Source organism: Streptomyces sp. PU-14G, assembly GCF_041028275.1.
Lineage (GTDB): Bacteria > Actinomycetota > Actinomycetes > Streptomycetales > Streptomycetaceae > Streptomyces.
The window spans coordinates 1-10,009 of the sequence record NZ_JASKYT010000267.1; the positions used below are offsets into that span (position 1 = coordinate 1).

The 10,009-nt window shown below is 71.6% G+C and carries 9 protein-coding genes; 2 read left to right on the forward strand and 7 right to left on the reverse strand.

Going from position 1 to position 10,009, the window contains the following annotated elements; translation table 11 throughout:
* Window positions 1–370: helix-turn-helix domain-containing protein (locus AB8Z75_RS25250; RefSeq protein WP_369205767.1), on the forward strand; the 370-nt coding region annotated here is incomplete at its 5' end.
* 61 nt (window positions 371–431) lie between these two features.
* On the opposite strand, the gene AB8Z75_RS25255 is transcribed toward AB8Z75_RS25250, so the two are convergent.
* From AB8Z75_RS25255 to AB8Z75_RS25265, 3 genes are all read right to left on the reverse strand, one after another.
* Window positions 432–1,652, reverse strand: a complete 1,221-nt coding sequence (locus AB8Z75_RS25255) for an alcohol dehydrogenase catalytic domain-containing protein (protein ID WP_369205769.1) — start codon at window positions 1,650–1,652, stop codon at window positions 432–434.
* Between the two features lie 135 nt (window positions 1,653–1,787).
* Window positions 1,788–3,233, reverse strand: coding sequence for an aldehyde dehydrogenase (locus AB8Z75_RS25260; protein WP_369205780.1), 1,446 nt, complete (start codon window positions 3,231–3,233; stop codon window positions 1,788–1,790).
* A 580-nt stretch (window positions 3,234–3,813) separates the two neighbouring features.
* On the reverse strand, window positions 3,814–4,725 hold the full coding sequence (locus AB8Z75_RS25265; protein ID WP_369205771.1) for an SDR family oxidoreductase: 912 nt from the start codon (window positions 4,723–4,725) through the stop codon (window positions 3,814–3,816).
* A 111-nt stretch (window positions 4,726–4,836) separates the two neighbouring features.
* Here AB8Z75_RS25265 and AB8Z75_RS25270 point away from each other — a divergent pair, with 111 nt between their 5' ends.
* The gene (locus AB8Z75_RS25270; protein ID WP_369205773.1) at window positions 4,837–5,772 is read left to right on the forward strand and encodes a cyclase family protein; all 936 of its coding nucleotides are present in this window, start codon (window positions 4,837–4,839) and stop codon (window positions 5,770–5,772) included.
* A 441-nt stretch (window positions 5,773–6,213) separates the two neighbouring features.
* On the opposite strand, the gene AB8Z75_RS25275 is transcribed toward AB8Z75_RS25270, so the two are convergent.
* The 4 genes from AB8Z75_RS25275 to AB8Z75_RS25290 form a co-directional block, all read right to left on the reverse strand.
* Complete coding sequence (locus tag AB8Z75_RS25275; protein ID WP_369205775.1) at window positions 6,214–6,831, reverse strand: ATP-binding protein; 618 nt, start codon at window positions 6,829–6,831, stop codon at window positions 6,214–6,216.
* Window positions 6,832–7,252: 421 nt separating this feature from the next.
* Window positions 7,253–8,299 (reverse strand): acyl-CoA dehydrogenase family protein, encoded by a 1,047-nt coding sequence (locus AB8Z75_RS25280; RefSeq protein WP_369205782.1) that lies wholly within the window; start codon window positions 8,297–8,299, stop codon window positions 7,253–7,255.
* Between the two features lie 285 nt (window positions 8,300–8,584).
* Complete coding sequence (locus tag AB8Z75_RS25285) at window positions 8,585–9,754, reverse strand: acyl-CoA dehydrogenase (RefSeq protein ID WP_369205777.1); 1,170 nt, start codon at window positions 9,752–9,754, stop codon at window positions 8,585–8,587.
* Window positions 9,755–9,767: 13 nt separating this feature from the next.
* Window positions 9,768–10,009: amidohydrolase family protein (locus AB8Z75_RS25290; protein ID WP_369205779.1), on the reverse strand; the 242-nt coding region annotated here is incomplete at its 5' end.

Here is a 10,009-nt window from a genome sequence, read left to right on the forward strand (position 1 = left end):
CCGCCCCCTCACCCTCAAACAACTGGCCGACCAAGAAGCCATGAGCGTCCGCACCTTCACCCGCCGCTTCCGCGAAGAAGTCGGCATCACCCCGCTGCGCTGGCTGACCCAGCAGCGCATCGAACACGCCCGCCACCTGCTGGAGGAAACAGACCTGCCCGTCGAACGCGTCGCCGCCGACGCGGGCTTCGGTACCGCGGCCTCCCTCCGCCAGCACTTCCACGCCTCCCTCGGCGTCTCCCCTCGCGCCTACCGCCGCACCTTCCGCGTCGGGGCGTTGGACGAGGGCTCCATGGACGTCACCGGCCCCCTGGCCGGTGCCGATCCGGTGACTGCGGCCGACACCATGGCCGAAGCCCGCTCCTCCTGAACCATGGCCGCGTGGAGGCGTGGGCGCCCCCCTTCGGACGACTCACCGGATGAGCGCCCGCTCAGAAGGTCAGCACCGCCCGTGCCACGCGGCCGTGGTGTGCGTCCTCCGCTGCCCGGTCGAAATCCTCGATCGGATAGACCTCGGTGACCAGCTCGTCGAGCAGCAACCTCCCCTGGCGGTAGAGGTCCGCGTAGAGGGCGATGTCGCGGGGCGGCCGGGCGGATCCGTAGCGGCAGCCCAGCACGGACTTGTCCAGGAACATCGCCGCCGGCACGAATGTGGCCTCCGCGTCGGCCGCCGGCATGCCCAACAACACGGCCTGTCCGTGTCGGTCCAGGAGATCGATGGCCTGCCGCACCAGAGCCGTGCTGCCGACACACTCGAAGGTGTGCGCCGCACCGTCGGGCAGTATCGCCCGCACGGCGGCCTCGGTGGCGGCAGGCCCAGAGGCGGCATCCTCTGTATCGGCCCCTGCGGCCGTGGCGGCCCCGATGGACGCGTCAGCTCCACCGTGCGTGGCGGCCGGACGGGCCGCGCCCGGTGACGCGGTCACGAAGTGCGTGGCGCCGAACCGGCGGGCCACGTCCTCCTTCGCCGGATTGGCGTCCACGGCGACGATCGGGCCCGCCCCCGCGATCCGCGCTCCCTGGAGCACGTTGAGCCCGATGCCGCCGACACCGAGCACCACCACGGACTCGCCCTGGCCGACCTTCGCCCGGTTGAGCACGGCACCGACGCCGGTGAGGACGCCGCAGCCGATCAGCGCGGCGGAGGTCAGCGGGATGTCACGGGGGATCGGTGTCGCCTGCACGGCTTTGACGACCGTGCGCTCGGCAAAGGCCGAGGTGGCGGCGAAGTTGTGCAGTGGCCTGCCGTCCCGACGGAAGGGCTTTTCGGGTCTGCCGATGGCACTGCGGCACATGGTCGGCCTGCCCCGCGCACACTCGGGGCACGCACCGCAGTTGGCGATGGTGGACAGCGCAACGTGATCCCCCGGCGTCACGTGCCGCACACCTTCCCCCACCGCCTCGACCAGGCCCGCGCCCTCGTGCCCGAGGACCACTGGCCGTGGGAACGGAATCGTTCCGTCGATGACGGAAAGGTCGCTGTGGCACAGCCCCGCGGCACGGATGCCGACGAGTACCTCGCCGGGCCCAGGGGCGCGTACGTCGAGGTCGTCCACCACCTGTGCCCGGCCTGCGGTCCGCGCCTGAGTAGCCGCCTGTGAGCGAGCGGCGGTCACCGCCGGGGCCACGCTGTCGACAATCACGCCTCTCATGCCTTCGCCCTCACTTCGCTCGGTCCCCTCATGACTGCGTTCCTCCTCCTTGGCGGCGCGACCGGGCGTGTCCGGCCCTACGCCCCGTTGCGAAGGCGACGGCCACCGGCCCGACGGCCGTACCCCATCGAGCGATCACGACGACCAGACGACCGACTGGAGTTCGCTGTAGGCGTGGAGACCGAACACCCCGCCGTCCCGGCCGACTCCGGAGTCCTTGAACCCGCCGAACGGCGTCTCCGGGTGCCGCTGGACGGTGTTGATGCCGACGTTGCCGCTGCGCAGCCGGCCGGCGAGCCGCCACGCGCGGCCGGTGTCGCCGCTGAAGACGTAGTCGTACAACCCGTACGAGGTGCTGTTGGCGAGGTGCACGGCCTCGTCGTCGTCCTCGAACGGGAGGACGACGACGACCGGGCCGAACAGCTCTTCGCGGGCGACGGTCATCTCCGGCGTGACCTCGGTGATCAGCGTGGGCGCGACGTAGAAACCGGTACCGGGCTCGACGGGCCGCTCGCCTCCGACCAGCACCGTCGCGCCCTGGTCACGGGCCGCGGCGATGTGCGCCTCGACCCGGTCGCGCTGGGCCACGGAGATCAGCGGCCCGACCACGATTCGCTCATTCGTGGGATCGCCGAGCGTCAGTGCGGAGGCGTAGCGTGAAAGCGCAGTCACGAACTCGTCGTAGAACGAGCGGTGTACGAGCGCACGCGTCGGTGCCGTACAGATCTGGCCGCTGTGAAAGGTCCAGGTCGAGGCGACCGAGCCCAGTGCCGCCTCGCGGACCCGGCCGTCCGCGTCGTCCAGCACCAACGCCGCACCCTTACCGCCCAGTTCCATGAGGGTGCGCTTCATGCCTCGTCCCGCCCGCTCCGCGATCTTCTTTCCTACGGAGGTGGAGCCGGTAAAGCTGATCATGTCGACGTCCGGGTGCGCGACCAAGGCCTCGCCCGGCGTCGCCCCCGAGCCGGTGACGACGTTGTAGAGCCCGTCGGGCAGTCCGGCCTCCTGGAGCAGTGGGCCCAGTTCCAGGCAGGCCAGCGGATCCTGCGGCGCGGGTTTGCAGACGACGGCGTTGCCCATCGCGAGTGCGGGCGCGACCTTGCCCGCGAGGTTGACGACAGGAAAGTTGTAGGAGGTGATGCACCCGACCACACCCATCGGGCGGCGCACGGCAGCCGCCCCGATCAGCCCGCCGGAGGCGAGGGCACTGGCCGGTACGGGCTGCGGGGCGAGCGGTACGGTGTCGGGCTCCACCGCACCGCGGGCGTACCGGCGGAAGCGGTCGGCGGCGGTGGGCAGCTGCATTCCGCGGGCCACCTTGAGGGTGGAGCCGGTCTCGGCCTGAAGGAGTGGTACGAGCCCGGGGCCGCGTTCGGTCAGGAGAGCACCGATCCTCTCCAGTACCCGAGCGCGTTCACGGGGATCGGTGTCGGCCCACTCCTCCTGGGCGGCGCGGGCCGCGCGGACGGCGGCGTCCACCTCGCCGGCGCTCCCCTCCGGGGCGTACCCGACCGGCTCCTCGGTGGCCGGGTCGGTGATCTGGTAATGGCCGCGCGCGGGCTGCTGCCAGGCGCCGGCGATCCAGTGCCGGTAGGTTCGCGGCGCACCCGCCCGGCCGGGGGCGGGCGCGCCGGCGGCCTTCCCGGTGCCCGGCGACGCGCTGGTGCCGCTGCTGCTCGGTTTCGTCGTCACGTGCTTGCCTCTCTGGGCGGGCCCAGCGCGTGCTGGACGGGAATGTTCGCGTCGGCTCTCGCCAAGCCGACGGGGAGAGCGCGTGCACCGCCACGGCGAAGTCCGCGCGCGCCGCGACTTTTTTGGGGGCCCGCATGCATCACCTCCACCCACCCGCAGCGGAACCCGCGGTCGCCACCGCGGAGGCGCTCTCCGTCCCGCAGAGAGCGCCTCCACCCCAGTGGAGGGCGCTGACGCGGACGCAACGGAGCGGGCGAGCGGCCCGAACGCCCGGAACGCCCGGACGTCCCGAACACCCCGGGCATCCATCCGGGACAGCCCGCCACCAGGACCGCTCGGACGCCCCGGACCGCCCGGTCACTTCGGCCACTCCGGCCACTCCGGCCACTTCGGGCACTCCGGATGCCCCGACGGCCCGGGCATCCAGGGCATCCGGAACATCCCGGATGCCCTATGGCACGGCGCCGGCTCAGGCGTTGGGGCGGTCCTTGCGTGCGGCGGCCTCGGCCATCTCCTTGAGCCGCTCCAGCAGGGGCATCGGGTCCTGCCCGACGCTGCCCGGGAGGGCCTCGGCGAGCTGCTCGGGCGTCCACGCGCCGTCGGCGTAGGCGGCCCGGAGCTCGCGGGGCTGTGCCCAGACGGCGACCTTGGGGCCGGCGACGGTGTAGACCTGTCCGGTGATCTCCTGGGCCTTGGCCTGGTCGCTGAGCAGATAGACGACGAGAGGAGCGACATCTTCGGGTTCACCGATCTCCGTCAGCTCCGTGGGCACCCCTGCGGACATCCGGGTGCGCGCCACGGGGGCGACGGCGTTGGCCGTGACACCGTACTTGTGCAGACCGAGGGCCGCGCTGCGCACGAGGGAGATGACGCCTCCCTTGGCCGCCGCGTAGTTGGCCTGGGAGACGGAGCCCTGGTGGTTGCCGCTGGTGAAGCCGATGAGGGTACCGCCGCGCTGTTGGCGCATGACGGCGCTCGCGGCGCGGAAGACGGTGAAGGTGCCCTTGAGGTGGGTGGCGACCACGGGGTCCCACTCCTCCTCGCTCATGTTGAAAAGCATGCGCTCACGCAGGATGCCGGCCACGCAGACGGCCCCGTCGAGCCGCCCGTACCGGGCCAGGGCGGTGTCGACGACGCGCTGGCCGCCGACCATGGCGGAGATGTCGTCGGCGACCGCCACGGCTTGGCCGCCCGCCGCGGTGATCTCCTTGACGACGGCTTCCGCTATCTCGCTGTGCGGCTCGCCGCCGTCGACGCCGACTCCGTAGTCGTTGACGACGACCCTGGCGCCCTCGCTCGCACAGGCCAGCGCCACCGCCCGGCCGATGCCGCGCCCGGCGCCCGTGACGGCGACGACCTTTCCGGCCAAGAAATTGCCCACGTCCGTCCCCCTCCCGAGTTATCTGACGACCCGTTAGATTCTTCGGCAGGTGCCGCCCGAACACAAGAGCCCCGCAACCCCCCACTTCCGACGTCCCGTTCTGGAGGAGAGATGACCGTGCCCGCGGAGTGCCCCGAGTTCGCCGAGATCGCCAGGCGGGTGAACAACTGGGGCCGGTGGGGTGCCGACGACGAGGTGGGAACGCTCAACCTGGTGACCGACGAGGCGGTGCGGCAGGCGGCGGCGAGCGTGCGCAGCGGTCGCCGCGTCCCGCTCGCGCTGCCGCTTCAGCAGGATGGTGTGCAGACCGGGATGATCCCCGGCCGAGTGAACCCGCTGCACACGATGGTCGCCCTCAACCTGGAGATGTTCGGCCCCGGCGCCGTGGCCACCAGTGACGACGTGGTGACCATGGGCCTGCAGGCCGCCACCCACTGGGACGGCCTCGGCCATGTCTCACACGGCGGCCGGATCTACAACGACCGTCCCGCCACCTCGATCACCGCCCACGGAGGCGCCACGTTCAGCGGCATCGAGAAGACGCGGCCCCTGGTCTCACGCGGTGTCCTGCTCGACGTCGCGCGCGCCCGCGGCGAACAGCAGCTGGCAAGCGGCCACGCGGTGGGGCCCGAGGACCTGGAGGCGGCCGAGGAGTTCGCGGGCACACGGGTGCGGGCCGGGGACATCGTCCTCGTCCGCACCGGCCAGTTGCGCCACTTCCTCGCCGGCGACAAGCGCGCCTACGCCCACCCGTCCCCGGGGCTCTCGATCCGCGCGCCGGAGTGGTTCCACGCCCGCGATGTGGCCGCGGTCGCCAACGACACTCTCACCTTCGAGATCGTGCCCCCGCAGATCGAGAACCTGTGGCTGCCGGTCCATGCCCTCCACCTCGTCGAGATGGGGATGCTCCAGGGGCAGAACTGGAATCTGGAGGAGTTGTCCGAAGCCTGCGCGGACGCGGCCCGCTACAGCTTCCTGCTCTCGGCGCCGCCCGAACCCTTCACGGGCGGTACGGGGGCACCGGTGGCGCCGGTGGCGGTGCTGTGAGCGGCGGGGGCTGTGCAGGGAGGAGAGGAGGGGAGGAGAGGGAGGCCGCCCGGGTTGGCAACTCCCGTACGCGCGAGCCAGACCAAGACAGAGCCAGGCCGAGGCTGGCGCCGGGCCGTCGTCGGAGCCAGGCCGAGAATGGAGGCGGAGTTGGGGGCGTCGGATACACGAACGGGTGGCGGTGCGCTGATGCGCGCCCCGAGCACGGCACGGCGTACCGCCACCCGACTCCGGCGCTCGGGGGCCCTGCCTCGCACGGCCCTCGGACAGGCCTCGCACGAAGGTTGGCGCCGGACAGCGACCCGTACTCGCCGAGGAATCCGGGATTCCTCGGCGTCCCCTCACGACGAATCGCTCCACCCAAGGGTGATCAAACCGCCACGAGTCGTCAACACCTGGTCTGGACTTTGGGGGTTTTACCCCAATCGTCCCGGCGCACGTTCAGCCGAACGCGCCAGCCCCCGCTTCCACGACGTTGACGCGGGTGCGCATCGTCGGCTCGGCGCACGTATCGGTCCGGGAGCGCGGGCCGCTCTCCTCGACGGCGGCCCTGCGCGCCGCCTCCGGATGCGTCCGCAGCTCCGCGCCGGCTCGCAACTCACCGTACGCGGGCGGCGCGAGGGCACACCCCGGCCCCGGTGGCGCGGCATCCAGTTCACACCAGACGCGCTTACCGCCCGGCTCGTGTTCCCAACCCCAACGGTCGGCGAGACCGGAGACGAGCTCCAGGCCGCGGCCACCGGTGTCCCCGCCCTCGGCCTGGCGGTGGCGCGGGGCGCGGCTGCTTGTGTCGGCGACTTCGACGCGCACGGACTCCACCGTCTCGCACGCGCCCTCACGCCCACACCGACTGGGAAGCAGCATGCACAGCACAGCCGGGCATCCGGTGTGCACCACTGCGTTGGTGACGAGTTCCGAGATCAGCAGAATCAGCGTCTCGGCCAGCGGTTCGTCGGCAGCCACCCCGGCCCCCGCGAGCCGGGCCCTGGCCCACCTACGGGCGCGCCCCACCTCCGTCGGATCGGATCCGATCTCCAACTGCTCCAGAAGCACCTGCACCGCTCACACCATCCGAACTGGCGGACACATCGCCTCGCGTCTCCATGTAGTCACGGATTGTGACTCCAGTACGCCCAGCATGGTTGCTCATAGTGAGGGCAACAAGCGCTTCAGGCATATTCCGGCGCAAAGGAGTATCGGCACGGCATACTGTGCGACGGCCTGTGCGACAGTCCTGCGCGGCGTCGTGGCTGCGGTGTTGTCCCGGGCGGCGACCCCCCGTGCGCCGATGCCCGTACCCGGATGCGGGCGCTCGGCGCCGTCGTCGCCCCAGGCGAGGCGCGCCTCACGAGACAGCCCGCATGACCCTGTGTAACCACCACTGTTCACGTGTTCTCCTCCATGGCAGTGGGGACCATCCGTCCGTATTCGGCGGATACAGGGGTATGCAAGGCATAGGCCGGATAGGCCTGCGAAACGGTCACAGCAGGGCAGTGGCCAGTCTCTCCTCAGCGGCCACCGAGGTCACCCACTGCTCGGCACGCAACCAGGCCCGCTTCAGGTGCAGATGCACCTCGGCCTCCCAGGTGAAGCCCATGCCGCCGTACACCTGGAGGCAGTCGCGGGCGTTGGCCGTGGCGGCCTCGTCGGCGAGGAGCTTCGCGGCGCACGTCTCCTCATCCCCTTGCGTGACGGCGGCTGCGTACACCGCGCTCCGTGCCGTTTCCGCGCGCACCAGCATCCCCGCGCACAGGTGTTGCACCGCCTGGAAGGTACCGATCGGCCGCCCGAACTGTTCGCGTTCCCTGGCGTATCCGACGGCAAGCTCCAGCGTGCGGCGGGCGCTGCCCAGTTGTTGCGCTGCCGTGAGCACACCGGCCTCACGGCGCAGCACGTCGCCGTCCGCCGTGGGCAACCGCACTCCCAGTCGCTCCTCCCGCCATGCCTCTAGCGACTCCTCCAGCCGCCCCCCAAGTCGCTCCTCCCGCCATCCCCCCAGCCGCTTTCCCTCGCGGTCTCGGGGCGTCCGGGTTCCGGTGGACGGCCGCCCGGCCACCCGGTACAGCGGGGTGAGCGGATCGACCGACCGAACGGGCTCGGCGGCGAGCAGGCCGCCCGCTTCCTCGCCGTCGTTGTCGGTCTCGCCGCGCGTTCTGCCCGTGGCCTCCAGAAGGCGTACCTCGCCGTCCCCCACGGCCAACACGGCGTCCGCCGCGTCCAGGTGTTCCACCAGCATGCCGCCGGGGGCCGCGCCCGCAGGGGACGACACAGCTTCCAACGGCGACGGCCGCGCGTCCATCGCCGTCACCACCACCTGCCCCTCCGCCGCTCCGGGCACCAGCCCCCAACTTCCCGCCAGGTGACTGGCGACCAGCGGGCCCGGCAACAGTGCGCGGCCTGCTTCCTCGAAGAGCAGCACCGCTTCGGGCAGGCCGAGGCCGACTCCGCCCGCGCTCTGGTCCGCCCGCAGCGAGAACAGTCCGGCTTCCCCCAACTCCCCCCATAGCCGCGCCAACTCCTCCCCCATCGCCGCTGAGGCGTGCCCTCGCTCCGGGCCATGCCCCGGCACGGGGGCGGACCCCGCCACCGGATCGGTCCCCTGCGCGGGCTCCTGCATGGGCCACTGCGCGGGTCCCTGCGTGGGCCGCTGCACAGGCCTCTGCGTGGGCCCCTGTCGGGGCGCGGTGCGGTCCGCGTCGGCGCTGGCCGCTTCGCGTAGCGCCGTGTGTCCGAAGTGCCGGTCGAGCAGTTCCCGCATGCCGCGCCGCAGCGCCTCCTGGTCGTCGGTCAGCCGGAAGTCCATGGAGTGCCGTCACCGTCCCCTCGGCAGGCCGAGGATGCGCTCGGCCAGGATGGTGTGCTGGATCTGGGAGGTGCCGGCGGCGATGGTGTACGAGAGGGAGGAGAGCCGTTCGCGGGTCCACTCCTGCGCCAGGTCCAGGGCGTCGGGGCCCAGGACCGCGGCTGCCGCGTCGTACAGCTCCTGGCGGGCGTGGGAGTAGCGCAGTTTGAAGACGGAGCCGCCCTCTTTGGGTATGCCTGTGCCGCCGTTGCGCATTCCGTGTGCGGCCTCGCTGACGTTCCACTGGATGAGCCGCCACAGTGCGGTGAACTCCGCGTTGAGCCGGCCGAGCCTGCGGCGGAGCACGTCGTCGTCCCAGCGGCCCGTCTTCCTGGCGTGCTGCGCGAGCAGCCGCAGCGTACGGCGGCAGGCGACGACCTCGCCGACGAAGGCGGTGCCCCGCTCGAAGGAGAGCGTCACCATGGTGACGCGCCAGCCGTCGTTCTCGTCGCCCACGCGGTGGGTGACGGGCACCCGCACCTCGTCGAGGAAGACCTCGGCGAACTCCGTGGAGCCTGCCAGCGTCCGCAGGGGCCGAACGGTGACGCCGGGCGCGTCCATGGGGAGGGCGAGCCAGGTGATGCCCCGGTGGCGCGGGGCGTCGGGGTCGGTACGGACGAGCAGTTCGCACCAGTCGGCGACCTCGGCGTGTGAGGTCCATATCTTGGAGCCGGTGACCACGTAGTGGTCACCGTCGCGTACCGCGCGGGTCCGTAGCGAGGCCAGGTCGGAGCCCGCGTCCGGCTCCGAGAACCCCTGGCACCACACCTGGTCGCCGCGCAGGATCGGAGGGAGCCAGCGGGCACGTTGTTCGGCGGTGCCCTCGGCGGCGATGGTCGGCCCGGCGTGGAGCAGCCCGACGAATCCGGCGCCGACGTAGGGGGCTCCGGCCGCCTCCGTCTCCTCCAGGTAGATCAGGTGCTGGGTGGGGGTCGCGCCCTGTCCGCCCGCGTCCTTCGGCCAGTGCAGGCCGGCGTATCCGGCGTCGTGGAGCCGGCGCTGCCAGTCCATGTCGTAGGCACGTCGTGCGGGCCAGTCCAGCGGGTCGGGGCGGGGCGGCAGTGTGGGCAGTTCCCGGGCCAGCCAGGTGCGCAGCCGGGCCCGGAACTCCTCCTCCTCGGGCGTGTAGGTCAGGTCCATCAGCCGTGGTCCGTTAGGTGAGGTCGAGGTCGAGCATGCGGATGGCGTTGCCGCGCATGAGTTTGTGGATGGTGGTCTGGTCGAGTCCGGCGACGTGGTCGAGGGCGATGTCTTTGGTGTGGGGGAAGGTGGAGTCGACGTGGGGGTAGTCGGTTTCGAAGGTGGCGTTGTCGGTGCCGATGGTCTCCAGGGCGGTGATGCCGTGTTTGTCGCGGAAGAAGCAGCAGTAGATCTGCCGGTAGTAGTAGGTGGAGG

Excerpts from the sequence above, each read along its gene's own strand:
- AB8Z75_RS25255 (WP_369205769.1), bottom strand. The coding sequence starts at position 1,652 with ATGAGAGGCGTGATTGTCGACAGCGTGGCCCCGGCGGTGACCGCCGCT.
- AB8Z75_RS25270 (WP_369205773.1), top strand. The coding sequence starts at position 4,837 with ATGACCGTGCCCGCGGAGTGCCCCGAGTTCGCCGAGATCGCCAGGCGG.
- AB8Z75_RS25280 (WP_369205782.1), bottom strand. The coding sequence starts at position 8,299 with ATGGGGGAGGAGTTGGCGCGGCTATGGGGGGAGTTGGGGGAAGCCGGA.
- AB8Z75_RS25285 (WP_369205777.1), bottom strand. The coding sequence starts at position 9,754 with ATGGACCTGACCTACACGCCCGAGGAGGAGGAGTTCCGGGCCCGGCTG.